Source organism: Kribbella polygonati (genome assembly GCF_050320105.1).
In the GTDB taxonomy this organism is placed as follows: Bacteria; Actinomycetota; Actinomycetes; order Propionibacteriales; family Kribbellaceae; genus Kribbella.
Window position 1 is genome coordinate 5008337 of sequence record NZ_CP190129.1, and the last position, 24456, is coordinate 5032792.

At 69.9% G+C, this 24456-nt stretch carries 20 protein-coding genes; 9 read left to right on the forward strand and 11 right to left on the reverse strand.

All coding sequences use genetic code 11. The features are described 5' to 3' along the window. Positions 1 to 28 precede the first annotated feature (28 nt). Positions 29 to 817 carry a phosphotransferase gene (locus ACQHIV_RS23700; protein ID WP_427885190.1) on the forward strand — a complete coding sequence of 263 codons (789 nt, stop codon included), beginning with the start codon at positions 29 to 31 and terminating at the stop codon, positions 815 to 817. Between the two features lie 529 nt (positions 818 to 1346). Here the strand turns inward: ACQHIV_RS23700 and ACQHIV_RS23705 are convergent. Further along, positions 1347 to 2210 carry an MOSC domain-containing protein gene (locus ACQHIV_RS23705; protein WP_427885191.1) on the reverse strand — a complete coding sequence of 288 codons (864 nt, stop codon included), beginning with the start codon at positions 2208 to 2210 and terminating at the stop codon, positions 1347 to 1349. Between the two features lie 58 nt (positions 2211 to 2268). Here ACQHIV_RS23705 and ACQHIV_RS23710 point away from each other — a divergent pair, with 58 nt between their 5' ends. Then, positions 2269 to 2781 (forward strand): helix-turn-helix transcriptional regulator, encoded by a 513-nt coding sequence (locus ACQHIV_RS23710; RefSeq protein ID WP_427885192.1) that lies wholly within the window; start codon positions 2269 to 2271, stop codon positions 2779 to 2781. A gap of 267 nt (positions 2782 to 3048) precedes the next feature. Here the strand turns inward: ACQHIV_RS23710 and ACQHIV_RS23715 are convergent, their stop codons facing one another. Together ACQHIV_RS23715 and ACQHIV_RS23720 are read right to left on the reverse strand one after the other, a co-directional pair. Beyond that, a complete protein-coding gene (locus ACQHIV_RS23715; RefSeq protein ID WP_427885193.1) occupies positions 3049 to 3855 on the reverse strand; it encodes a spermidine synthase in 807 nt (268 codons plus the stop codon). An 18-nt stretch (positions 3856 to 3873) separates the two neighbouring features. Continuing rightward, positions 3874 to 4977: a glycerophosphodiester phosphodiesterase gene (locus ACQHIV_RS23720; RefSeq protein ID WP_427885195.1), complete on the reverse strand. Its 1104-nt coding sequence runs from the start codon at positions 4975 to 4977 to the stop codon at positions 3874 to 3876. Positions 4978 to 5170: 193 nt separating this feature from the next. On the opposite strand from ACQHIV_RS23720, the gene ACQHIV_RS23725 reads away from it, so the two are divergent. Next, on the forward strand, positions 5171 to 6163 hold the full coding sequence (locus ACQHIV_RS23725) for a malate dehydrogenase (protein WP_427885197.1): 993 nt from the start codon (positions 5171 to 5173) through the stop codon (positions 6161 to 6163). Between the two features lie 51 nt (positions 6164 to 6214). Here the strand turns inward: ACQHIV_RS23725 and ACQHIV_RS23730 are convergent, their stop codons facing one another. The 5 genes from ACQHIV_RS23730 to ACQHIV_RS23750 form a co-directional block, all read right to left on the reverse strand. Then, positions 6215 to 9433, reverse strand: coding sequence for a S8 family peptidase (locus tag ACQHIV_RS23730; protein WP_427885198.1), 3219 nt, complete (start codon positions 9431 to 9433; stop codon positions 6215 to 6217). A gap of 69 nt (positions 9434 to 9502) precedes the next feature. Continuing rightward, positions 9503 to 12799, reverse strand: coding sequence for a S8 family peptidase (locus tag ACQHIV_RS23735; protein WP_427885200.1), 3297 nt, complete (start codon positions 12797 to 12799; stop codon positions 9503 to 9505). A 153-nt stretch (positions 12800 to 12952) separates the two neighbouring features. Further along, positions 12953 to 13657 carry a transporter substrate-binding domain-containing protein gene (locus tag ACQHIV_RS23740; RefSeq protein ID WP_427885202.1) on the reverse strand — a complete coding sequence of 235 codons (705 nt, stop codon included), beginning with the start codon at positions 13655 to 13657 and terminating at the stop codon, positions 12953 to 12955. A gap of 55 nt (positions 13658 to 13712) precedes the next feature. Beyond that, complete coding sequence (locus tag ACQHIV_RS23745) at positions 13713 to 14954, reverse strand: M48 family metallopeptidase (RefSeq protein ID WP_427885204.1); 1242 nt, start codon at positions 14952 to 14954, stop codon at positions 13713 to 13715. A 30-nt stretch (positions 14955 to 14984) separates the two neighbouring features. Then, entirely contained in the window at positions 14985 to 15419 is a 435-nt protein-coding gene (locus ACQHIV_RS23750) for a GNAT family N-acetyltransferase (protein ID WP_427885206.1), read from the reverse strand. Between the two features lie 33 nt (positions 15420 to 15452). On the opposite strand from ACQHIV_RS23750, the gene ACQHIV_RS23755 reads away from it, so the two are divergent. After that, positions 15453 to 16088, forward strand: a complete 636-nt coding sequence (locus tag ACQHIV_RS23755; protein ID WP_427885208.1) for a phosphotransferase — start codon at positions 15453 to 15455, stop codon at positions 16086 to 16088. Here the strand turns inward: ACQHIV_RS23755 and ACQHIV_RS23760 are convergent. Beyond that, positions 16076 to 17035, reverse strand: a complete 960-nt coding sequence (locus ACQHIV_RS23760; protein WP_427885210.1) for a helix-turn-helix domain-containing protein — start codon at positions 17033 to 17035, stop codon at positions 16076 to 16078. The genes ACQHIV_RS23755 and ACQHIV_RS23760 overlap by 13 nt on opposite strands. A gap of 71 nt (positions 17036 to 17106) precedes the next feature. Here ACQHIV_RS23760 and ACQHIV_RS23765 point away from each other — a divergent pair, with 71 nt between their 5' ends. After that, complete coding sequence (locus tag ACQHIV_RS23765; protein ID WP_427885211.1) at positions 17107 to 17418, forward strand: cupin domain-containing protein; 312 nt, start codon at positions 17107 to 17109, stop codon at positions 17416 to 17418. Here the strand turns inward: ACQHIV_RS23765 and ACQHIV_RS23770 are convergent. After that, positions 17415 to 18434, reverse strand: a complete 1020-nt coding sequence (locus ACQHIV_RS23770) for a pirin family protein (RefSeq protein WP_427885212.1) — start codon at positions 18432 to 18434, stop codon at positions 17415 to 17417. The two genes, ACQHIV_RS23765 and ACQHIV_RS23770, sit on opposite strands and share 4 nt — an antisense overlap. A 138-nt stretch (positions 18435 to 18572) precedes the next feature. On the opposite strand from ACQHIV_RS23770, the gene ACQHIV_RS23775 reads away from it, so the two are divergent. From ACQHIV_RS23775 to ACQHIV_RS23790, 4 genes are all read left to right on the forward strand, one after another. Further along, positions 18573 to 20498: an ArnT family glycosyltransferase gene (locus ACQHIV_RS23775; protein WP_427885213.1), complete on the forward strand. Its 1926-nt coding sequence runs from the start codon at positions 18573 to 18575 to the stop codon at positions 20496 to 20498. 924 nt (positions 20499 to 21422) lie between these two features. Then, positions 21423 to 22280: a bifunctional methylenetetrahydrofolate dehydrogenase/methenyltetrahydrofolate cyclohydrolase gene (locus ACQHIV_RS23780; RefSeq protein ID WP_427885214.1), complete on the forward strand. Its 858-nt coding sequence runs from the start codon at positions 21423 to 21425 to the stop codon at positions 22278 to 22280. Between the two features lie 12 nt (positions 22281 to 22292). Further along, complete coding sequence (locus ACQHIV_RS23785) at positions 22293 to 22562, forward strand: DUF3017 domain-containing protein (RefSeq protein WP_427885216.1); 270 nt, start codon at positions 22293 to 22295, stop codon at positions 22560 to 22562. A gap of 314 nt (positions 22563 to 22876) precedes the next feature. Then, positions 22877 to 23254, forward strand: coding sequence for a GNAT family N-acetyltransferase (locus ACQHIV_RS23790; RefSeq protein WP_427885218.1), 378 nt, complete (start codon positions 22877 to 22879; stop codon positions 23252 to 23254). Here the strand turns inward: ACQHIV_RS23790 and fes are convergent. Continuing rightward, entirely contained in the window at positions 23247 to 24455 is a 1209-nt protein-coding gene (gene fes, locus ACQHIV_RS23795) for an enterochelin esterase (RefSeq protein WP_427885220.1), read from the reverse strand. The genes ACQHIV_RS23790 and fes overlap by 8 nt on opposite strands. Between the last annotated feature and the right edge of the window lies 1 nt (position 24456).

Sequence of the window (24456 nt, forward strand, 5' to 3'; positions counted from 1 at the left end):
CAGCGCCTCCGTCTGTCAGGCTTCCGGTATGGCCGAGGAGGAACTGGAAGGCGGGATCGCGAACGCGGGCAAGGTCGTCCGTGCCGGTCCGCATGTGCTTCGGCCGTCGAGTCCGCACTCGCGTTCGGTTCACGCCTTCCTGCGGGCGGTGAAAGCCGCCGGATTCGACGGCGTACCCATGCCGGTCGGCATCGACCAGGACGGCCGCGAGCGTCTCGTGTTCATCGAGGGCGAGGTCCCCGTCGCGCCGTACCCGGACTGGAGCCAGACTGACACCGCACTGGCGTCCATCGCGCGGCTGCTGCGCGGGCTGCACGACGCCGCTCGCGGGTTCGACGCTCAGGGACTCACCTGGAACGACAGCCTCGCTGACCCCGTCGGCGGGACCCTGGTTTGTCACAACGACATAGAACTCTCGAACGTCGTCTTCCGCGACGGCATCGCGGTGGCGCTGCTCGACTTCGAGTTCGCCGCCCCTGGCCGTCCCTTCTACGATCTCGCCCAGCTCGCCCGGCTCTGCGTACCGATCGAGGACGACTTCGACCAAGCCCGCATCGGCTGGCAACCCGCCGACCGGCCGGCACGCCTACGCCTCATCGCCGACGCCTACGGCCTGGACCGAGCCGGCCGCACAGAACTGCTCACCGCCATCGACGACGCCCTCACCCAAATCGAAGCAGCCGCACGCCGCACCCTCAACACGGGCGACCCAAACACCGTCGCCCTCCTGAATCATCACGGAGGCATCGAAAAGTACACCCGCCGACGCCACTGGTGGACCACCCACCACAACCAGTTCGCTGCCGCCCTCAGCTAAGGGGATTGGCCTCCCAACGGGTCCCGCCTGGCGCTCACCCGCAGCCCCTACTCAAGCAGTTCCCCACCTAGCGCTCGCCCGCCGCCCGTACTCAAGCAGTTCCCCACCTAGCGCTCACCCGCCGCCCGTACTCAAGCAGTTCCCCACCTAGCGCTCACCCGCCGCCCGTACTCAAGCAGTTCCCCACCTAGCAGCGCTTACCCGCGTAGCTATTAACCTGACACCACTTCCCCAGGTGGTCGCTCGCCCGCCGACCGTTCTCCGCAGGTGATCCCCCAGCGGATCGCGACGCGTTGGAACTGCTCCCATGAAGCCCTTCGTCAGCTGCTCTCGTGTCAGCCCTTGCAGGCTGATCGCTCGCCCGTCAACTCATCCAAGGTTGAGCGCTTGCTGATATGCGGGTAGATGCTGACCTGTCAGCTTTTCCCCGGGTAGTGGCTTGCCTGTCAGCTTCTCCCCGGGTACTGGCTTGCCTGTCAGCTTCTCCCCGGCTAGTGGCTTACCTGGTAGTTCTTCTCGATGTAGCTGCTCAGTTGTCAGTTCTTGGGTGGGCGGGGTCGGTGTTGGTGGGGATCCATTCGTGGACGGTGATTTCGTCGCCTACGTGGATGGTGCCCGGGGTTAGTACTGCGGCTTTGATGCCGAAGCTGACGCCGCCGCCGTATGCCGGTTCGCGGCGGTAGGTGGCGAGGGTGCGGGTGGGTTCGGGGCCGGACTTGGTGCCGGTGGACTGGTCGACCGTGGGTACGGCGCAGCGGATGCCGCGGGCTGAGTAGCCGATTTCGGCGGTGCCGGCGGTCATTCGGAGGACGTGGTCCTCGGTGTGGGGGTCGGGCCAGCCGGAGATGACGAGGTTGGGGCGGAAGCGGTTCATCGGGATGGCGGTGCCGCCGTGTTCGAGGATGCGGGCGTTGAGGCCGTCGAGGGAGGACTGTGAGGTGATCATCAGCGCGTGCGCGTCGCCGTACCCGGTGAGGCCGCGGTGGGCGCCCCAGCCTGGGCGGTCGTGTTCGGGGGTGACGCGGACGAGGGCGGCCGGCGTGCCGAGGCGTTCGGTGAACCAGGCGTCGGCGTCCGGGTGCTGTACGACGCCTTGCCCGAACCACTTGCCGAACAGGCTGACGTCGCGGCGTTTCCCGTCGTACCGGATCGGGACGTCGAGGTCGGAGGCGTCCGGGGCGGAGAGGCGGAGTACGTCGCCGGCGAGGGCGGCGCGGAGGGTCGCCATCGCGGGGAGTTTGCGTTGACTGAGGAAGGTGCCGTCGGGTTCGACGAGCATGAAGAGGCGGTCGTCGCGCAGGCCCGTTGGGCCTAGTTCGGCGGCGTCGACGGGGACCCCGGCGAGGCCTTTCACCGGGTAGTAGGCGAGGGCGGCGACCTTGGCGACAGACACGCCCTCAAGGGTAACTGGCGCTTGAGTTGTTGAAACATGTTGGGTTATGTTTGATCACGTGCAGGAGGTCGAGGGATTCGCGGCGGCGCTGCGGCGGGTACGGCGGCACGCGGGGCTGACGTACCGCGAGTTGGCGGAGCGGGCGCACTACTCCCACGCGCATCTGATCCGCGCCACCAGCGGGCGGCAGCTGCCGACGTGGGAGGTGGCGGCGGCGTTTCTCGGTGGGTGCGGCGTTCCGGCTGATCTGATGCCGGTATGGCGGCGCCGCTGGGAGCAGGCGAGCCGGGATCCGCGGGATGTCGTGGGGCTGCTCGACGATGCCGAGTCGCTCGAGGAGCTGGGCGCAGCGGTGGCGGCGCTGGTCCGGCCGCGGTCGTTGCGGGTCCTCGCACACGAGACGGGCATTCCCCGGGCGACAATCCAGGCTTGGCTCCGAGGCACTCGCTCGCCCGGGCGCGATCGGCTCGACCACCTGGTGCGCAGCGTAGGCGGAACACACGAAGAACGCGCCGCCGTTGCTCGCACGCTGGATCGGATCAGCACCAGCCAGCCGGTCAGCACAAGCTGACCCCGCGGAGCGGGGCGCGGGAGCGGGGTGCTAGCGCGGGCGCGGGCGCGGGGCGGGGCGGGGCGGGCGGCGGAGGCGCGGGACGCGGGACGCGGGACGCGGGACGCGGGACGCGGGACGCGCGGGCGGCTGAAGCGCGGGCGCGGGACGCGGGAGGCGCGAGGCGCGAGGCGGGCGGAGCTGGGCGCGGGAGCGGGAGGCGCGGGGCGGAGCTCGGCGCGGGAGGGGCAAGGTTCGGAGCGCAAGCGGAGCGGGGCGCAGGGGTGGTTAGCTGCGGAAGACTGAGGCGGGGGCTCGGGGTGGGGTGAAGGGGGCGGCGTCGGTGAGGGGTGTGGCTTTGCCGGCCAGGTCTTGGAGGGGCATGGCGTCGTATGGCGGCTGGGCGCGGCGGCCTGCGTCGACCAGGTCGGGGAGCGGGTGGCGGGAGGCGACCAGGATGACGTTGCCGAAGCCTTTGCCGCGGAGGATCTTGCGTTCGGCGAGGACGGCGCCGGGGCCGATCGCGGCCAGGACAGTGGCGGCCGTACGGCGGATGAACGGCAGCCCGGCCTGTCCGTCGATGAGGTTCGCCACCAGTACGCCGGTCGGCCGCAGGACCCGGGCGCATTCGGCGAAGAACTCCGCCGTCACCAGGTTCGCCGGCACCGCCTCGTGTTCGAACGCGTCGAGGATCAGCACGTCCGTCGAGTCGTCGTACAGTTCGGTGATGCCGGCCCGCCCGGTGACCGGGCGGACCTTGATACCGGAGCGCTTCGGCAGCGGCAGCGCCTCGCGGACGAAGTCGGTCAGGTCCTCGTCGGGTTCGAGCACGATCTGGCGGGACCGCGGACGGGTGACCGCGACGTACCGCGGCAGGCTCAGCGCTGCGCCGCCGACGTGCACGACGGCGATCGGCTGACGTCGTGGGGCGATCGCGTCCACGACGTCGCCGATCCGGCGCATGTACTCGAACGACAGGTGGCTCGGATCGGCCAGGTCGACCTGCGACTGCGGCGACCCGTCGACGCGCAGCACGAACGTCCCGTCCTGCTCCGCCTCGACACTCGCCAGCCCCGAACCCGTCCGCCGCTCCACACGCTCATCTTTCCAGCTTCAGCGGGCTTCCTTCTCCTCGGCCACCGCGATGTCGGTGTTGTCGGTGAACAGCCCGTCGATCCCGGCCCGCCGGTACGCCGCGATCTCGCCGAACAGGTTGCCCGAGTCCGACGGCACCGCCGAGCTGTCGAACTCGGCTGGCAGGAACGTGTTCTCGACCCGGAACGTGTACGGGTGCACCACCAACCCGGCCTTGTGCGCATCAGAGACCAGCGCGGTCGGCGTACCCAGCTTGCCGGTCGCGTCGAGCGGGATGACCTGGTCCTTCGACGGACCGACCCCGTCGGCGTACGTCGCGACCTCGCGCAGCCCGGCCGCGCTGACGATGTCGGCGTACGTGCGCTTGTCGCCGGAGACCACGAAGTCGTACGGCGCGCCGCTCGCGCTGGTCAGCTGCACCAGCGGGACCCGGAGCTCCTTGTGCAGCGCCTTCAGGTTCGCGACCTCGAAGGACTGCACGAAGACCTTGGCGCCCGGCCGGTTCAGCCCGTTCTGGTTCAGGGCCTTCACCAGCAGCGGCTCCAGCGGAAGGCCCTCAGCACGGAAGTACGTCGGGTGCTTGGTCTCCGGGTAGATCCCGATCGGCCGCCCGAGCTCCTTCGAGAGCCGCTTCGACAGGTCGATCACCTCCTGGAACGTCGGGATCTGGTACCGCCCGTTGAACACCGTGTTGTGCTGCCGGACCGCCGGGATGCGCTCGACCGCGCGCAGCGTCTTCAGCTCGGCCAGCGTGAAATCCTCGGTGAACCAGCCGGTGGTGGCGACCCCGTCGAGCATCTTGGTCTTCTTGCGGTCCTTGAACTCCGGGTGGTTCGCGACGTCCGTCGTACCGCTGATCTCCGGCTCGTGCCGGGTGACCAGCACGTGGTCCTTGGTGGTGACCAGGTCCGGCTCGATGTAGTCGGCCCCCATCCGGGCGGCCAGCTCGTACGACGCCAGCGTGTGCTCGGGCCGGTACCCGGACGCGCCCCGGTGCCCCACGATCACGAAATCGTCGTGCTTCTCGCCGGCTACACCGGGCGAAGCGGACGGGACCACCACGGCGGCGGCCACAGCCAGCGCCGACGCGGCAACCGGCAACCACCGGCTGGACAGCTTCATCAGGTACTCCTCACACGTCAGGGGACTCTCAGCTCACCCTCAGGCACGGCGTCGGCCCGGTGAGGTACGCCGGATGACCGATCGGTGAACGATCCATCGGGATGTGAGGTAATCGCGCGGCCCCCAGCGTTGGTACCGGGCACGCGGCTTGCTAGCGTCCCAAGCACACAATCTGATGAGCTAGGAGCGAGTCGTGAGCACTACACCGGTGAAGGTGGCCGTTACCGGGGCCGCGGGGAATATCGGCTACAGCCTGCTGTTCCGGATCGCGAGCGGCGCGCTGCTCGGTCCCGACACCCCGGTGGAGCTGCGGCTGCTGGAGATCACCCCGGCGCTGAAGGCGCTCGAGGGCGTCGTGATGGAGCTCGACGACAGCGCGTTCCCGACGCTGGCCGGGATCGAGATCGGCGACGACCCGAACAAGGTCTTCGACGGCGTCAACGTCGCGCTGCTGGTGGGTGCGCGGCCGCGGACCAAGGGCATGGAGCGCGGCGACCTGCTGGAGGCGAACGGCGCGATCTTCACCGGCCAGGGCAAGGCGCTGAACGACCACGCCGCCGACGACATCCGGATCACGGTGACCGGCAACCCGGCGAACACCAACGCGCTGATCGCGAAGAGCAACGCCCCCGACATCCCGGCCGAGCGGTTCTCGGCGCTGACCCGGCTGGACCACAACCGGGCGCTGGCGCAGCTGGCGAAGAAGGCCGGCGTGCACGTCACCGACCTGAAGAAGATGACGATCTGGGGCAACCACTCCGCGACCCAGTACCCGGACATCTTCCACGCCGAGGTGGCCGGCAAGAACGCCGCCGAGGTCGTGAACGACCAGGCCTGGGTGGAGAGCGACTTCCTGCCGACCGTGCAGAAGCGCGGCGCCGCGATCATCGAGGCCCGGGGCGCGTCCTCGGCCGCCTCCGCCGCGGCCGCCACCATCGACCACACCCGCGACTGGCTGAAGGGCACCGCCGAGGGCGACTGGACCTCGATGGCGGTCGTCTCGGACGGCTCGTACGACGTCCCGGAGGGCCTGATCTCGTCCTTCCCGGTGACCACGAAGGACGGCAACTGGGAGATCGTCCAGGGCCTGGACCTGAACGAGTTCTCCCGCGGCAAGATCGACGCCTCGACCGCCGAGCTCGGCGAGGAGCGCGACGCGGTGAAGGACCTCGGCCTGATCGGCTGACCCAAGCGGAACGAAGGCCCCCGGGAGCGATCCCGGGGGCCTTTGCTGTTCTCAGCGCAGGTTGTACGCGCCGATCACCGTCTGCACAGTGGAGTTCCCGGCCGCGTCCGTCGCGGTCGCCCGCAACGAGACCGTCGTACCGGCAGGCGTCGGGAAGATCGCCTTCCCACCTACGACCGACGCCGTACGCCAGGTGGCCCCGGCGTCACCCGAGTACTCGATCTTGGCGGCGGCGCCCTTGACCTCGAACGGCAGCACCGTCACCGGTTTGCGGACCATCGCGTTGTTCCCGTCCACGTCCGGCCGGAACCCGACGGTGTGGATCGGGACACTCGTCTGATCCGCGGAGGAGCTGAACGTCGCCTCCAACGAGGTACGCGTCGAGAACGGCCAGACCTGCTGCGTCCCGGTGGTGACGAGCTTGTACGACGCCTTCCCGGCCGGCTGGTCCGCGACGCCGATGTCCCCGAACCGGTCGCTGGACCCGATCTCGGCCCCGTCCCGGTAGAGCTTCGTGCTCGCCGAGCTCATCGTGGTGTAGCCGGTGTGCCCGTCCGCGTCGGTCAGGCTCCACAACGAAACCTCGAGTTGCCCACCGGACCGCGTCGCGGCAGCTACCGACGGCACGAACGCGGCCGCGTTCCACCGCTCCTGGTAGTACCGCCCGGCCTTGTACGGTATCGATTCCCCGGTCAGCTGCCACTTCCCGAACGGGAAGTCCGAGCCGTCGGTGTCCTCCTGGGTCGCACCGCCGAAGCCGTACGGCGTCTGGTCCACGAAGTACCTGACCGTCCGTGGCGCGTCGAAGCGGACCACCCGCGCCAGGCCGCTGTCGCCGTTCGGTCCGGTCGGGAACAGCATCTTGAAGAGCCGCCGGCCGTCGGTGGCGTTGATCGTGGCATCGACGGTCGCGAGCTCCGACGACTTCACCGTGCGGTCGAAACCGGTGGGGAAGTCGCCCGCGAAGTAGTTCGCGATCCCGTACAGGTACGGCGTGTTGGTGTAGAGCCCGTCGTCGCCCGGCACGCCCCACTGCGACGTGACATGCCCGGTCAGCTGGTCCGCCGACAGCTTCGGCCCGGCGTTGTAGGTGTACATCTCGCCGGACCTGAAGCCCATCGCGTCGTAGATGTACGGGCCGTTCTTCAACGCACGGTCGTACCCGATGGCCCCGTTCGCCTGCGTGGCGGCCAGGTTCGGGACCGAGGTGGTCACCGGCTCGGCGTCGCGCGCGTCCAGGACGATCGTCCGGTCGGACGTCAGCTTGATGCTCGGCGCGACCATGCTGAAGAAGATCCAGTCGTCGGTCCCCCGCTCGAACTCCTGGAACGTGTCCGCCAGGTACTCGCCCTGCGGCAGCCGCACGGTGTACGTACCGTTCGCGTCCGGCATGTTCGCGAACTGGATCACGTCGTTGTCGACACCCAGCACGTTCACCGGGTAGTCCGTGTCCGGCTCCCCGTCCCGCATCACCATCTTGACGGTGAGGTTGTACGACGGTCCCTCCTGGTTGACTCCGACCGGTACGACGACGGTCTGCCCGCCGCCGGTGGCCGTGATCCGCCCGCTGTACAGGCCGTCCGGGCCGCCGAGCGTGGTGTCGGAGGTCGCCTGCACAGTCGCCGTACCGCCGGCCGGAACCGTCAGCGAGTCGGCGCTCAGCTCGAGCGCACCGGCCGGGGCCGCGGCACCGTCCGGACCGTTCAGCACCGAGGTCAGCGACAGCGTCACCGCGGCGGCGCCGAGGTTGTGGAACGTCACATCACGGGTCACCGGCTTGTCGTCGCTGTGCGGGAACGACGCCAGCCCGAACGACACGCTGCCCGGCTCCGCGACCACGCTCTGCTTGATCGCCGTGGTCAGGTTGATCCGCCCGGCGCCCTGCTGGAACGACGTCTGGTCGGCGGCGACCTTCGCCGAGCCCATCAGCGCGCCCTTCAGGTCGGCCGGTGTCCAGGACGGGTGCTCCTGCAGCAGGATCGCGGCGGCGCCCGCGGTGTGCGGCGTCGCCATCGACGTACCGGACAGTCGCAGGTACTTGTCGCCGACCGGCTCGCCGATCGTCGAGTCCTTCGACTTCGCCGCGACGATGTCGGTACCCGGCGCGGTCACGTCCGGCTTCACGGCGCTGTCGCCGACCCGCGGGCCGCGGCTGGACGTCGGATTCAGCGCGTCCTGCTTGGTCACGTTGCCGACCGTCAACGCGGCGTCCGCACTACCCGGCGATCCGACGGTCCCGTCGCTCGGCCCATCGTTGCCGGCGGCAATGACGAAGAGCGTGCCGGTCTGCACGGTCAGCCGGTTCACGGCCTCCTCGAGCGGGTCGAGCTCCGGGGTGTCGGTGCCGCCGAGGCTGAGGTTGACGATCTTCGCCTTGACGTCGTTCGCGGCCCAGTCCATCCCGGCCAGGATCGCCGACTCCTCGCAGCCGTAGACCTCGCAGACCTTGCCGTCGTAGATCCGCGCGTCCGGCGCGACGCCCTTGTACCTGCCGTCCGAGGCGGCGCCCGTACCCGCGATCGTCGACGCCACGTGCGTACCGTGGCCGACCACGTCGTCCGCGGACTCGGTGGTGAAGTTCTTCTCGCCCGCGATCTGGGTCGCGAGGTCCGGGTGCGTCGCGTCGACGCCGGTGTCCAGGACCGCGACCGAAACGCCCTTGCCGGTGTACCCGGCCTGCCAGGCGTCCGGCCCGCCGATCTGCGGCACCGACTGGTCGAGCTGGATGTGCCGCTTCCCGTCCAGCCACAGCTTGCTGAACCCGGCCGACCCCAGGAAGCTCTTCGCACTGCGCTTGTCGACCTTCATCGCCGTGCCGCCGATCGACGGCAGCTGACGAGTGACCTTCGCGCCCGCCGGCATGGCACGCTTCGACGTTCCGGCGTACGTCGTCAGCACCGGAATCGTGCTGGTGGACGCGTCGTCGTACCCGTCCTTCACCAGCTCCGCGACGTCGAACAGCCGGCGGTCGATCCGGCCGCTGCCGATGTCCTTGCTGACGTCGGCCGGGATCACGTAGGCGTGCCCTGCGTACCGCTGCTTGACGAACGCGACGTGCTGCCGGCCGGCGGCCGGCTCGACGGTGAGCTTGGCCAGGTCGCCACCGGCGACCAGCACTTTGTCGCCGGTGATGAGTGTGACGCTGACGCTCTTACCAGCAACGGATCTTGCGACAGGTTGGGCGGGTGGTGCTGCGTGGGCCGGTGCCAGGCCCGCGACCGCCAGCAAGGCGATCGCGGGCACCGTTCTGCGCATGGATCTCGAACTCACAGGGCCTCCCCAGAATCGGTTGTCTGCGCAACCCCTACAACGCAGCAACCGATCTCCGGGGTTGCGTGCTCAGCGCAAGATGTAGGCCTTGATTACGGTCAGGTCCGTTTGAGCGCCCGAACCGTCGACGAGCTTCGACCGCAGCGAGACACTCTGACCCTCGGGCGTCTCGAAAATCGCCTTGTACCGGCCGTGCCCGATCGGCACGACCGCGGCGTCGTGCCAGGTCTTGCCCTCGTCACCGGAGACCTGGACGGCGAGCTTCCGGATCATCGGCAGCGCCACCCCGGCCTGCGGGTCCACGACGACCGGCAGCACCGTGATCGGCTTCCGGTCGGCGAGGTTGTGGTCGTCGACCTTCGGCTGGTACCGGATCCCCAGCAACGGCAGCGGTGTCGTCGTCGCGGTCGCCGCCGAACTGAACGTCCACTTCAGGTCGGTCCGGGTCGCGAACGGGCTGGTCGACTGCGTCTGCGAGGACTCCAGCGTGTACGTCGACTTCGCCGCCGGCAGGCCGGCCGCCTCGACGTACCCGAAGTACGGCGACTCCGCGACGACCTTCCCGTCCCGGGTCAGCGTGCTCGACCCGGTGTCGGCGAGGATGCCGCCCCCGTGCCCGTCCGCGTCGGCGAGACCGTAGACGGACACGGACAGGTCGCCGCCGGTACGGACCGCCTGGTCGGGCGCGATCGAGAATGCCGCCGCGTTGAACCGCTCGTGGTACGTCCGCCCGGCTCGGTAGGCCTTGACCGGCGAGTTCAGCTCGCTGACGGTCTGCAGGAACGGATCGTTCGGGTCGGTGCTCGGAACGACTTCACTGAGCGTCGTGTGCCAGGTCGCCGGCCCGCCGTCCAGGTAGAGCGTGGTGGTGAGGGGCGCCTTCCCGTACGGCAACGCGATCGCCCAGCCACCGCCCATCCCGGGACCGCTGCCGAACGCGACCCGCTCGTGGTCGTGGTCGGTCGTGGCGTTCACAGCCTGGATCACTGTGGCCTGCTCGCTCGGCTTGACCGCCCGGACGAACCCGGTCGGATACACGCCCGGGAAGGTGTTCACCTGCCCGACGAGGTACGGCGAGTTGGTGAAGTTCCCGTCCGCGTCCGGCTTCGCCCACTGCGACGCCACATGACTCGTGAACTGCTCCGCCGGGAGCACCGCGGAACCGACCTGCGCGGTGTAGCTCTCGCCGAACCCGAACTGCAGGCCCGAGTACCCGCTGCTGTGCAGGCCGTCCGCCGACCGGCGGTCGTACCCGATGTCGGCGAGCGCCGCCTGCGCACCGGCCTGCGGCACGGTCACCTTCACCAGCTTCGCCGTACGGGCGTCGAACACCACCGTGGTGTCCTTCGTGAGCTGGATCGACGGCTGGACGAGGTCGTAGCCGACGTAGTTGCCGTCCGGCTTCTCCAGGAACTGGCTGCCCTGCGCCAGGTACTCGCCCTTCTCCAGGCGAAGGGTCAGCGCGGTGCTCCCATCACCCAGGAACTCGAACAGGTCGCTGTTCACCCCCATCAGCGCGCCGGCGAACTCGGTCGGCTTGCCGTCCGGGCCGATCGCCTTGAGCGTAAGGTTGTAGCTCTCCTTCTCCTTCTCCAGGCCGATCGCCGAGGTGACGCTGACGCCGCCGCCGGTCGCGGTGATCCGGCCCGAGTACAGGCCGTCCGGCCCGTTGTGCTTGGTGTTCGAGGTCGCCTGCACCGCGGCAGTGCCGCCGGCCGGGACCGTGACCGTGGTGGCGCTGAGCTTGAACGCGTCCGCCGGAGCGGCCGCGCCGTCCGGGCCGTTCAGGGTCGCGGCCAGGTTCAGCGTGACCGCCTTGTCGCCGAGGTTGCGGTACGTCAGCGTCTTGGTAACCGGCGTGTCGTCGCCGTGCGGCCAGACCGCCGTACCGAAGGAGAGGTCGCCGGGCTCCGCGATCACGGTCTGTTTGATGCCCTTGGCAACATCCACCCGGCCGGCGCCCTGCTCGAACGCCGTCTGGTCCGCGGCCGGCTTGGCCGAACCCATCAGCGCGCCCTTGAGCTCGGTGGCGGTCCAGTTCGGGTGCTCCTGCGCGAGGATCGCGGCCGACCCGGCGACGTGCGGGGTCGCCATCGACGTACCGTCGAGCCGCAGGTACTGGTCGCCGACCGGTTCGCCGATCACCGAGTCCTTGGCCTTCGCGGCGACGATCGAGACGCCCGGCGCGGAGATGTCCGGCTTCACGGCGCCGTCGCCGACCCGCGGGCCGCGGCTGGAGAAGTCGGCCAGCCCGTTCTGCTTGTCGACCGCGCCGACGGTCAGTGCGGCGTCCGCGCTGCCTGGCGAGCCGATCGTCCGCGCGTTCGGCCCGTCGTTGCCGGCCGCGATCACGAACAGCGTGCCGGTCTGCGCGGTCAGCCGGTTCACGGCCTCCTCGAGCGGGTCGATCCCCGGGGTGTCGGTGCCGCCGAGGCTGAGGTTCACGACCTTCGCCTTGACGCCCTTCGCGGCCCATTCCATCCCGGCCAGGATCGCCGAGTCCTGGCAGGAGCCGCCGTCGTCGCAGACCTTGCCGTCGTACAGCCGCGCGCCCGGCGCAACGCCCTTGTACTTGCCGTTCGACGCGGCCGCCGTACCGGCGATCGTCGAGGCGACGTGGGTGCCGTGGCCGAAGTGGTCGCCGTCCGGGGCGTCGGTGAAGTTCTTCTGTCCGACGACCTGGGTCGCGAGGTCCGGGTGGCCCTTGTCGATGCCGGTGTCCAGGACCGCGACCGGGACGCCCTTGCCGGTGAACCCGGCCTGCCAGGCGGCCGGCGCGCCGATCTGCGGCACCGACTGGTCCAGCGTGACCTTGCGCTTGCCGTCCAGCCAGACCTTGTCGATGCCCGGGCTGGTCAGCACCTTGGCGTCCCTGGTCGCCTTCAATGCGGCGCCGTTGATCACCGGCAACACCCGCGCGACGGTCGCCCCCGGTACGGCGGACCGCTGCTGGGCGGTCCCCCGGTACGTGACGATCAACGGCAGCGTGCTGGTCGAACGGTCGTCGTACCCGTCCTTGATCAGCCCGGCCACGTCGAACAGCCGGCTGTCGAGCTTCCCCTCGGCCAGCCGCGCGCGGACGTCCGACGGTACGACGTACAGATGGCCCTGCTCGCGGTACGAGCTGAAGGCGACCTTGGTGCGGCCCGCGCCGGGCGTGATCGACGCGCGCGCCGGGTCCCCGCCCAGCAGCGTCACCCGGTCACCGGTGATCAGCGTGACGGTGCGGTCCTTCGACTGTTGCTTCGCGGCCGCGGCCGGTGGGCCGGCGGTCGCCTGGCCCGCGGCGGACAGGCCGAACCCCAGAGCGGCGATCGAGGCGACGGCGGCTACGCCGAGGCGCCTCGACCGTGGTGTGGATACCACGATGAGTCCCTCCCGATCGTTGTCCTCACATCGGACCGCACCAGACCACTTACGGAGTGGAACGGGGCGGCCACTCACCGGTAGATGTCCGGGATCGGGCGAAAGGTTGCCAGCAGGACCTGCCACGGCAGGTTCCTGCCTGACTACTTTCGGTTATGGGGCGACGAGCGCGGCGGATTGTCCGGCAGCGGTGAGGGAGGCGGCGACGAAGCCGTCGGCCTTCAGTTCGTCGATCAGGTCCGTGAGGTAGGCGACCGTTTCGGCTTGCTTGTCCTTGGTTGTGCCGACGGCCTGCTGGATCTGCATGAACCGCTCGTCGATGAGCCGGAGGTCCGGGTTCGCGGCGACGTACCGCGTGATCGGCTGCCGGATCCCCGCCGCCACGTCGAGCCCCTCGGCGCGGAACACGTCGACGCCGTCGGAGCCCCGCACGATCGTCGCGTGCCGCACGGTCCGGGTCAGGTAGAGGTCGTACGCCGAGCCCTGCTTCACGCCGATCTGCACGCCCGGGGCGTCCACGTCGGCGACGGTGGTCAGCGTCGACTCTCGCGGTACGGCGAAGACGCCTTCGATCACGACGTACGGCGCGGTGAAGGCGACCTCGGCGGCCCGAGCGGGCTCGATCGCGAGGAAACAGATGTCCGCCTGGCCGGTGGTGAGCGCCTCGAACGACTTGCGGGCCGCGTCGAAACACACCAGCTCCAACGGCACCCCGAGCCGCTTCGCCAGCTCCCGCGCGATGTCGACGGTGATCCCCGCCGGCGCCTCCGCCGTGCCCTGCGCGAGCACCGGGTTACCGAGATTGATGGACGCACGCAACACGCCGCCAGGCGCGAGGTCAGCCGCAACAGTCGTCATACGCGGACCTTATCCATGGACCTGAAGTGGAACCGTGGACGACTGACGGATCCCGTCAGTCGTGCAGCGCGGCCAGCGCTGCCCGTGCGGCCTTCGCGAGTTCGTCGTCCTTGGACGGGGCGAAGACTGTGGTCGTCGGGGTCGGGTGGGCCCGAAGCAGGCGGGTACGTTGCCAGGTGGGCGGGTGATCCGCGTCGCTGCGGCCGTTCTGGGCCTGGTAGACCCGGACCAGCCGCGCGAACTCGTGCTCCGGGATCTCACCGGCGGTACGTCGCAACGTGTCGAGCGGGTCGTCCGCGCGGTCGAACCGGACGGCGCGTTCGGCGGCCCGGAAGCAGATGCCCGCGAGCAGCACCCGTTCCAGCGCGGCCGCCGCCGGCTCGGAGCCGACGTGCTCGGCCACCCGGCGGTCGATCCGGTACTCGCGACGCTGCCGGCCCACCAGGTCCAACCGGCGCAGCAACCGCCGGTACCCGCGGATCGGCGGACCGAGCACCACATTCGACAGCTTCGCCAGCCAGGTGTGCAGAATCTGGTCGTCGCTGCCCTGCCTGACCAGGACGACGCCTTCCATGTGGTGGATCCGGCCGTCCCCGGACGAGTCCAGCCGGCCCGGCGTCACGGTCGCCGCGAGCTCCCCGATGATGTGCTGCGCCGCCCCGAGCACCCGGTCGTGCATTCCGCGCTGGTCGTCGTACATCGCGTGCGCGAGAGCGGCGTACCGTTCCTGCGGCCCGAGGACCGACCACGACGGCAGCCCGATCCGGAGCGTACGCCGGTAGCGCCAGCCGACCCGGTCGACCGCGATCCGCTGGTCGACCGTGACCACCACCTGCTCCAGCTTCGGCGACCCGGTCTGCGCGGCGAGCCGGTCGAGCACGTCGTACAACTGCGGCGCCTCGCTCCGGCTGACCGCCTGAGCGTTGCCCGGGAGCCGGGTGATGCGCGGCCGGAAGACCGCGGTCAGCACGAACAGCACCGCGGCGAACGGCGCCGCGAACCACACCGGACGGTAGAACGCGAGCAACGCGATCCCACCGAGCAGACCAGGCAGCGGCACCAGGAGGACCGGCAGCGAGAGCAGGAACGCGCCGAGCGAACGCTCCGGACCGGACGCGGGCCGCTCGGCGAGAGCGTCGGCCAGTTTGCGTTCCCGCTCGAGCTGCCAAGCAGGTTCCTGCGCGGCCGGCGCCGGCTCCAGGTTCCACTCACAGTGCCGGCACCAGACGGCGTACCGCCGATCCGCCGGCAGCGTCCGACCGCACCGCGGGCAGTCGACCGTACTCTCCATCGTCATCCCGCCAGAATGCTGCTCCCAGGGGCCAACTCACAGCCTTTTCTCGAACAGGACCCGGCGCCGTTCCCCGACCGTCTCCCGACCGGTCTCGACGTACCCGTGGCGGGGGTAGTAGACGAGGTTCTCCGTCATCGCCTCGTTGGTGTACAGGGTGATTCGGCGATAACCCCGCTGCCTGGCCTGCTCCTCGGTGAACTCGAGCAGCGCCCGCCCGACGCCCGCACCCTGGGCCGACGGATCCACGGCGAGCACATCCAGCAGCAGCGAGTCGGCCTCGTCCTCCAGCAGCACGTACCCGACGACCCGGTCGCCGTCCGTCGCGACCCACACCTTGCCGATCGCCTCGGCGTAGTCGACCAGCATCGGGACCGGCGGTACGCCGATCCGCGGGATGTAGTGCTCGAAGGCCGACCGCGCGACCGCCGTGACGGCGTCGGCGTCGGCCGGGGTCGCGGGCCTGATCATGGTTCTGGATTGTAGAGCCGTAGTCTGCGGTGCGTGGATATCGCTGCGCTGCTCGACCGGTTCGGTGCCGACGACGCGGCCGTGATCGAGCTCGGGCACTCGTCGGCGACCGTCGTACGGCTGGAGCGGTCGTCGGAACGGCTGTACTACAAGGCCGGTGCGGGTGTCTCCGCGGAGGGCGATCGGCTTGCCTGGTTGGGAAATGCCGGGTTTCCCTGCCCACGGATCGTTGATCGAGGCAACAACTGGCTGCTGACCGCGGAGCTGCCGGGGCGGGACGCGTCGCAGCCGTGGGGCGACCCGTCCGCCGTACTGCCGGCGATCGCCGAAGGCCTGCGGGCGCTGGACTCGTTGCGCGGATGCCCGTTCCGGTCGCCGTTCCCCGGGGACGGGGATGCGGTGACGCACGGGGACTACGCGGCGCCCAACGTCTTCGTGGACCCGGAAACGCTGCGGTTCACCGGCGTACTGGACGTCAGCCGGCTCGGGACCGGCGATCGGTACGTCGACCTCGCGCTGATGTTCAAGAGCCTCCGCGGCGGGCTGAATCCGCAGTACGGCGGACTTCCGGCGGCGCGGCGGTTCGTCGAACTGTACGGCGGCGACCCGGACGACCCGCGGCTCGAGCACTACATCACGCTCGACGACAGCGACGACTACCTGCCCTGATACGCCCGGCGGTACGCGCTCGGCGTGGTGTGCAGCGCGGCCCGGAATCGGCGCCGCAGGTTGGTCGCCGACGAGAGGCCTACTCGTACGGCGATCGCGTCCACGGAAAGCGCTGTTTCCTCCAGCAGAACACGCGTTCTGGCGATCCGCTGCGCCAGCAACCACTGCCCCGGCGGTACCCCCAACTGCTCCCCGAACCGCCGAGCCAGCGTCCGCTGCGACACGTTCCCTTGACGCGCCAGATCCTCCACGGTCAGCGCCTCCCCCAGCCTCTCCACCGCCCACTCGAGCACCCCTGCCAACGACTCGCCCCCCGCACCCGACGTCGGCGGCCCACTCCCCTCGCCTTCCGGTTCTGGGCCGTCGGAGCGGTACTGCGTTTGCCCCCCTTCGCGATGCGGCGGCATCACCATCCGCCGCGCGACCCGCGCCGCAGACCCCGCCCCGAGATCCCGCCGTACGAGATGCAGACAAAGATCGATCCCCGTCCCCGACCCACCACTGCTCGCCACGTCCCCGTGATCGACGTACAGCACCTCGGGATCCACCACCACCGCGGGAAACCGCCGCTGCAGCTCCTCCGCATACCGCCAGTGCGTCGCCACCCGCCGCCCGTCCAGCAGCCCGGTCGCCGCCAGCAGGTACGCCCCCGAACAGATACTCACCAACCGCGCACCCCGCCGATGCGCCCGACGCAACGCCCGCAGCACCGCGTCCGACGGCTCCCGGTTGATCGGCAACCACCCCGGTACGACGATCGTGCCGGCCCGGTCGAGCGCCCGCAGCCCGGAGCCGACGACCATGTCGAAACCCTCGGTGGTCCGCACGTTCCCCGGCACCTCCGTGCAGACCGAGAACCGGTACGGCGGATCCCGGAACACCGCTGCCGCGCAGCCGAACTCGAAACTCGCCTGCGGAGCGGTGACCAGCGCGACGACGCGGTGCATGGCAGAAAAGTACCTGATCGGGACTATTCAGACACTGGGTTCCGGGCTGTGGAACACGCCAGGATCAGGGCATGGAGAACTACGAGTGGGCGTCGGTCGACGACGCACCGGTCCGCGAACTGTTCCCCGGCATCCGGCTCCTGCCGTTGTGGGCGGGCCCGGTCGCGAAGGCGTTCGTACTGCAGATGGAGCCGGGCTCGGCCTGGGAAGGCATCGACGTCCACGATCCCGGCCCGGAGGAGGTGTTCGTCGTCGACGGCGTCTTCAACGACGGTGAACGCGACTACCCGGCCGGTTCGTTCATCCACGCCCCGGCCGGGTCGTCGCACATCCCGCAGTCCACCGCGGGCTGCACGCTGTTCCTCTTCTACCCCGAGGGTTAGTTCTCGGTACTGCGGAGCTCGGTCGGCGCGCCGTGCACCGCCGGGATCGTGCCGAGCTTGCCGGCCTGGAAGTCCTCGAACGCCTGGATCACCTCGGCGCGGGTGTTCATCACGAACGGCCCGGCCATCGCGATCGACTCGCGGATCGGGCGGCCGCCGATCACCAGGACGTCCAGGTTCGGCTCGGCCTGCGGCTGCGACGTACTCGCCGCCGTACGGATGATGTCGCCGGCACCGAAAACGGCCAGCTGGCCCTTGCGGACCGGGCGGCGGTCGGCGCCGACCGTACCCTGACCGGCCAGCACGTAGACGAGCGCGTTGTAGTCCGGCTGCCAGGGCAGAACCAGCTCAGCGCCCGGGCTGACCGTGGCGTGCACGAGGGTGATCGGAGTGTGGGTCGAACCGGGACCGGCGTGGCCGTCGACCTCACCGGCGATCACGCGGACCAGCGCGCCGCCGTCCGGCGTACTGAGGAGAGCGGAGTCTCCACCGCGGATGTCCTGGTAGCGCGGCGGGGCCCACTTGAGCGCCTTCGGCAGGTTCACCCAGAGCTGGATGCCGTGGAACAGGCCGCCGCTCACGACCAGGTGCTCGGGCGGCGCCTCGATGTGCAGCAGGCCGGAGCCGGCCGTCATCCACTGGGTGTCGCCGTTGGAGATGACGCCGCCACCACCGTTGGAGTCCTGGTGCTCCATGATCCCGTCGAGCATGTACGTGACGGTCTCGAAGCCGCGGTGCGGGTGCCACGGGGTGCCCTTCGGCTCGCCCGGCGCGTACTCCACCTCGCCCATCTGGTCCATGTGGATGAACGGGTCCAGGTCGCGGAGGTCGACGCCGGCGAAGGCACGGCGTACCGGGAAGCCCTCCCCTTCGTAGCCGCTCGGAGCGGACGTCACCGACTGCACGGGACGCTCACGCACCACAGCCGGGTCCTGCGGGCTGATCCGGGGCAGGACGGTGATGTCACTGACGGTCACGGCGGGCATGGTCTGCTCCTCGTTCGGTTGGTAGTTCAAGAATAAACTATCTGCTCGAACTCCGGCAAGAGCGGGCCTATTCCCGGCTCACAGCGACCTCCCAGCCGGCGCCCAGGGTGGCTGGAGTCCCGCTTGGCACCGTCGTCAGTGGAACCGTCCCCCGAACTGGAGATGATCATGACGACGCTGCTCGACAGGCCCACCGCGAAGGACTTCGCCGAACCACCGCGCCGGCCACCCGGCCGGCTCCGGCGGTTCGCCCGCGGGCCGGCATCCCAGTCGGCGTACGTCCGGCCGGCCGCGCTGGCGATGCTCGTCGGTACGGCGTTCCTGTACCTGTGGAACCTCACCGCGTCCGGGTACGGCAACAGCTTCTACGCTGCCGCCGTACAGGCCGGGACGCAGAGCTGGAAGGCCTGGCTGTTCGGGTCGCTCGATGCCGGGAGCGCGATCACGGTGGACAAACCGCCGGGCGCGTTGTGGGTGGCGACGGCGTTCGCGCGGGTGTTCGGGTTCAACAGCTTCACGGTGCTCGCGCCGCAGGCGTTCATGGGGATCGGGGCCGTCGGGCTGCTGTACCTGACCGTTCGCCGGGTCGCCGGGCCGGTCGCGGGGCTCGTTGCCGGTAGTGCGTTGGCGTTGACGCCGGTCGCCGTACTCATGTTCCGGTTCAACAACCCGGACGCGTTGCTCGTGCTATTGCTGGTGGCTGCGGCGTACTTCGTCGTACGGGCGCTGGAACGGGCGTCGGCGCGGTGGTTGATGCTGGCGGGAGCGGCGGTCGGGTTCGCGTTCCTGACAAAGATGGGGCAGGCGTTCCTGGTGCTGCCGGCGTTCGGGCTGGTGTATTTGATCGCGGCGCCTACGTCTTTGCGGAAGCGACTGGTGCACTTGGTCGGCGCTTTCGGTGCGGTCGTCGTGAGCGCTGGGTGGTATGTCGCGGTGGTGGAGCTTTGGCCGGCGTCGAGCCGCCCGTACATCGGTGGGTCGACCAACAACTCGCTGCTGGAGCTGGCCCTCGGCTACAACGGGCTCGGGCGGCTGCTCGGCGGCTCCGGGAACGGTGGTGGTGGGAACACGGGGTTCGGTGGCAGCACCGGCATCACGCGGATGTTCGGCACCGCCTTCGGCACCGAGATCTCCTGGTTGTTGCCCGCGGCCCTGATAGCACTTGCCGGCGGGCTGTGGGTACGTCGCCGGGCACCACGGACCGACCTGCTCCGCGCCGGACTCATCCTGTGGGGCGGCTGGCTCCTCGTCACCGCCGGCGTCTTCAGCTTCATGAGCGGGACCATCCACCCGTACTACGCCGTCGCCCTCGCACCCGCCATCGCCGCACTGGTCGGCCTCGGCACGTGGCTCGGCCGCAAGCACCGCTGGTTGCTCGCGGCAATGGTCCTGCCGACGGCGCTGTGGGACTACGTCCTGCTGACGCGAACACCGACATTCGCACCGTGGCTCAAGTACGCCGTCGTAGCGGCCGGCGTCGTGGCCACCCTGCTCCTACTCCTCGGCCGAGCCCTCCGCCGCACCTTCCCCGCCGCCGTACTAGCAGCCACCCTGACCCTCAGCCTTGCCACCACCGCCTACGCCACCTCCACAGCCGCCCAACCCCACAACGGCTCCATCCCCACCTCCGGCCCCTCCTCCACCGCCACACCCGGCGCCCGCCCCCAAGGCACAACCCGCGGCACCCCCGGCTCGACCAGAGGTGCGGAGATGGGTGCTGGGATGGGTGGAGGAGGAATGGGCGCCGAAGCCTCACCCAGCAGCGAACTGACAGCCCTCCTCTCCAAAACCACCACAACCTGGGCCGCCGCCACCAGCGGCTCCCAATCCGCGGCATCCCTCGAACTCACCACCGGCAAGTCCGTCATCGCCATCGGCGGCTTCAGCGGCACCGACAACGCCCCTACCCTCGCCCAGTTCAAACAATGGGTAGCCGAAGGCAAGATCTCCTACTACATCTCCACCGACCAAGGCACCCGCCAAGCCGGCCCCGGCGGCACCTCCTCCGCAGCCACCGAGATCCAGTCCTGGGTCCAATCCACCTACACCGCCACCACCGTCGGCAACACCACCATCTACAACCTCACCCCCTAAACCCCCACCCACCCGCCCGGCCCTCACCACCCGTCCGGCCACGTCCTTCCACACTCACCGCACAACCCCCCCACCACCCAGTCAGCACCGCCACCACCCTCCAAGCCCCACCGCCGTCCTGCCCCATACCCCACGACCGGCCAACCCCACCGCCCGAGCGCCCCTTCCCCACCACTCGCCACAGCCCCCGACCCACATCCCCACGACTCACCGCCCGGCCAGCCCGCACCGCAACCACCGTCGGCAACACCACCATCTACAACCTCACCCCTAAACCCCCACCCGCCCGACCGGCCCTCAACACCGTCCCGCTCAACGCTGCCCGACCGGACCCGCCACCCCTCAGCAACACCTCACCCGCACAACCGCCCAGCCCCCGTCACGCGCGCCGGCCGCGTGCGGCCGGCTGTCGGCGAGTGGCGGACGCCCAGGCCATCACAATCAGGCGCGCTGCCCACGCCCTGCGCTCAGCGGTGTCCCGCGGCGGCGATTGTGATGGCCTGGCGGTCCGGGAGCCGGACCGCCACCACCCAGCAACACGTTGCCCGCACGACCGGTCGGGCGCCGTCGCGCGTGCCGGTCGGGCGCGACCGAGTGTTGGTGAGTGGCGGACGTCCGGGCCATCACAATCAAGTGCCGTGCAGCCGGTCCGCGCTCAGCTGTCTGCCGCAGCGGCGATTGTGATGGGCTGGCGGTGCGCGAGCCGGACCGCCGCCACTCAGCAACACCTCGCGCGCACGACCGGCCGTCTGCGGTCACGGGCGCCGGTCTGGGTGCGGCTGGGTGTGGCTGGGTGTTGGTGAGGGGGACGTGGGGGCCGTCGGAGTCAGGTGGCGGTTCGCGGTCGGCTGTGGGCTGGAGGGGATTGTGATGGGCTGGTGGTGCGGGGGTGGTTGGTGGGAGGGGGCGTGGGAGACTCTTCGGGTGACGGCGCAGATTTTGGATGGTAAGGCGACGGCGGCGGCGATCAAGGACGAGTTGAAGGTCCGGGTTGCGAAGCTGGCTGAGCAGGGTGTGGTGCCTGGGCTCGGGACGGTTCTGGTCGGGGACGACCCGGGTAGCCGGGCGTACGTGGCCGGCAAGCACCGGGACTGTGCGGCGGTCGGGATCTCCTCGATCCAGGTCGAACTGCCGGACACCGCGACCCAGGACGAGATCGCGGCCAAGGTGCGCGAGCTCAACGAGAACCCGGACTGCACCGGCTTCATCGTCCAGCTCCCGCTCCCGAAGCACGTCGACACCAACGTGATCCTCGGGCTGATCGACCCGGCGAAGGACGCCGACGGCCTGCACCCGATGAGTCTCGGCAAGCTGGTCCTCGGGCAGGACGGCCCGCTGCCGTGTACGCCGAAGGGCTGCGTGGAGATCCTCCGGCGGTACGACGTACCGATCGCCGGCGCGCACGTGGTCGTCGTCGGGCGCGGGGTGACCGCGGGGCGCCCGATGGGGCTGCTGTTCACCCGGCGGAGCGAGAACGCGACCGTCACCCAGTGCCACACCGGTACGAAGGACCTGGGCGCGGTGGTGCGTACGGGCGACATCGTGATCGCGGCGGCGGGTTCGGCCGGGCTGATCACGGCGGACATGGTGAAGCCGGGCGCGGTGCTCCTCGACGTCGGCACCAGCCGGAACGCCGAGGGCAAGATCGTCGGCGACATCGACCCGGCGGCCCGCGAGCAGGCGGCGTGGATCGCGCCGATGCCCGGAGGGATCGGCCCGATGACTCGCGCGATGCTGCTCAGCAACGTGGTCGAGGCTGCCGAAGCAGCCCTCCCGCGGTGAAGTGACGTGCTGATGGCAGGCGAGACCCAGCGTCGGAGCCAGTGGCCGCTGGCGCTGACCCTTCTGGTCGCCCTGACCGGCCTGGTCGTGCTCTGGTTCTACAACTGGCGCAACGGCGTCCTCATCTTCGCCGGCGCCGTAGGCCTGGCGGGCCTCCTCCGAGCCACCCTCACCGACCCCAAAGCCGGCCTCCTGCACGTCCGCAGCCGCATGTTCGACACCACCTTCCTCTTCCTCACCGCCGCCGCCATCGCCTTCCTCGGCCTGATCGTCCCCAACTGATCCACCCCGTACGGTCGGTCCCTGAGCAATCGCAGCGGGCGGCAAGACGGTGGTCCCGACTGTGCGGGCGCTGGAACGGAGCGGCTACCGCCTCTGCGGTCTCCCGGCACGTACGTCGGGTCCTGGGGAGCCACCGACGAGCAGATCGACGCGACCCTGTCGCGCTTCGGCCGGAACCGATAACCACCTGCGAACCGCAGCCCCGCCGGGGAATACTCGGGTGGATGGTGATGATCAGGGGTGCGGTGGGTGGGGACGGGGCGGAGGTTGCGCGGGTTTATGTGGACTCGTGGAACGACGGGTTCGGGGAGCTGATGCCGACCGTGGTGCTGGACGAGCGCCGGGTCGCGCAGTGGACGGACATCGTTGCTGACGGCAACTGGTGGGTGGCCGAGGTGGACGGTGCGATTGCCGGGTTCGTGGGCATCGGTCCGAGCCGCGACCCCCTGGACCCGACCCTCGGCGAACTCGACACCATCGCCGTCGATCGCCCGTACTGGCGCCAAGGCGTAGGCACAGCCCTGATGACCAAAGCCCTGCAAGAGCTGAAGAACCAGTACGACGAAGCCATCCTCTGGACCCTGGCAAACTACCCACAGGGCCAGAACTTCTACGCCAAAACCGGCTGGACCCAAAGCTCAGAAACCCGCGACAACGGACACCAGGTCGCCTACCGCCGCCGTTTCAGATAAGGGCGATCAGAGCGTCGGCGATCGACCCACGCCAGCAGGCGTAGTCATGGCCGCCGTTGAACTCGGAGTACTGCACGTCGTAGCCCTTGCTGCGCAGGATCGTCCGCAGGTGCCGGTTGGCGACCAGGATCGACGGACCGCTGCCGGGCGTCTGACCTCGTTCCTGGAGACCGGCCTCGAGCCAGAGGCGGATGGGTTGGCGCGGAGCTTCGGCGTACTGGCGGTTGAGCCACTCGTGTTCGGGGTCGTCGTCGGGGTGCCACCAGAACGAGCCCGACTGGGAGATCACGTTGCCGAACACATCCGGACGCCGCAGTCCGGCGAAGGCGGCGGCCTGGCCGCCGTGGCTCTGGCCGGCGACGATCGTACGCCCGGGATCGGTCGTGATCCGGTAACGCTCGCGGACCCACGGCAGCAACTCGTCCGTGAGGTACTCCAGGAACGGCGCACCGCACGGGAGTTCGCGGTTCCGGACCTCCTGGGTCAGGCTGTCGACGAGTACGGCGATCGTCGGCGGGATCCGGCCCGCCTCGATCAGGTTGTCGAGGATCGTCGGCATCGGCATCGGACCCAGCACCGTGTCACCGTCGAAGAGCAGCAGCAACGGCAGCGGCTCCGCGTCAGGCGTGTAGCCGGTAGGCGTATACACCCAGATCCGCCGCTCGTTGCCGAGCACCTCACTGCGATGCGAGTACTGCGCCAGCGCACCACGTTCAGGCCCCGGAACGAGCCACGGCTGCGACGGCGCGTCCGGCAAGGAGGCCAATGAGATGACGGTCTCGTGGCTGTCCGTCGCCTCGTCCTCCGGATAGACGAACGTCGCCGGGTTGAGCGGATCGGCGAACCAGTGCGCGGTCCGCTCGGCCCAGTCCTCGGCCTCGGCCGCCGTACTGCCGACATCGTCGACGGCGAGGCGGTACGTGCAGCGCAGATCGGCGCCGACCCGGAAGGTCAGGTACCAGACGTCCGTGCCCGGCAGGTGCTGCATCACGTTGGCCGGCGGGTCCCAGCCGGCCGGTCCGCCGAAGACCGAGACGTCCGACACGGGCTCCCGGGCCCGGTACAGGAACGTCAGCCAGACGTCCCCGTCCGGCGCCGGCTCGACCAGCGGCGTGCCCTGCTCCGCGATCTCGGCCCAGAACTCGGTCGTCCGGGCCGGATCGAGTTCCTGCAGGCGGGGGCTCTCGATCCGGTCGGACATG

What these genes read in the sequence shown, in the direction of transcription:
- ACQHIV_RS23700 (WP_427885190.1), top strand. Translation starts at nt 29, where the DNA reads ATGGCCGAGGAGGAACTGGAAGGCGGGATCGCGAACGCGGGCAAGGTC.
- ACQHIV_RS23720 (WP_427885195.1), bottom strand. Translation starts at nt 4,977, where the DNA reads ATGAAGCTGTCCAGCCGGTGGTTGCCGGTTGCCGCGTCGGCGCTGGCT.
- ACQHIV_RS23740 (WP_427885202.1), bottom strand. Translation starts at nt 13,657, where the DNA reads ATGACGACTGTTGCGGCTGACCTCGCGCCTGGCGGCGTGTTGCGTGCG.
- ACQHIV_RS23745 (WP_427885204.1), bottom strand. Translation starts at nt 14,954, where the DNA reads ATGACGATGGAGAGTACGGTCGACTGCCCGCGGTGCGGTCGGACGCTG.
- ACQHIV_RS23750 (WP_427885206.1), bottom strand. Translation starts at nt 15,419, where the DNA reads ATGATCAGGCCCGCGACCCCGGCCGACGCCGACGCCGTCACGGCGGTC.
- ACQHIV_RS23760 (WP_427885210.1), bottom strand. Translation starts at nt 17,035, where the DNA reads ATGCACCGCGTCGTCGCGCTGGTCACCGCTCCGCAGGCGAGTTTCGAG.
- ACQHIV_RS23765 (WP_427885211.1), top strand. Translation starts at nt 17,107, where the DNA reads ATGGAGAACTACGAGTGGGCGTCGGTCGACGACGCACCGGTCCGCGAA.
- ACQHIV_RS23775 (WP_427885213.1), top strand. Translation starts at nt 18,573, where the DNA reads ATGACGACGCTGCTCGACAGGCCCACCGCGAAGGACTTCGCCGAACCA.
- ACQHIV_RS23785 (WP_427885216.1), top strand. Translation starts at nt 22,293, where the DNA reads ATGGCAGGCGAGACCCAGCGTCGGAGCCAGTGGCCGCTGGCGCTGACC.
- ACQHIV_RS23790 (WP_427885218.1), top strand. Translation starts at nt 22,877, where the DNA reads ATGCCGACCGTGGTGCTGGACGAGCGCCGGGTCGCGCAGTGGACGGAC.
- fes (WP_427885220.1), bottom strand. Translation starts at nt 24,455, where the DNA reads ATGTCCGACCGGATCGAGAGCCCCCGCCTGCAGGAACTCGATCCGGCC.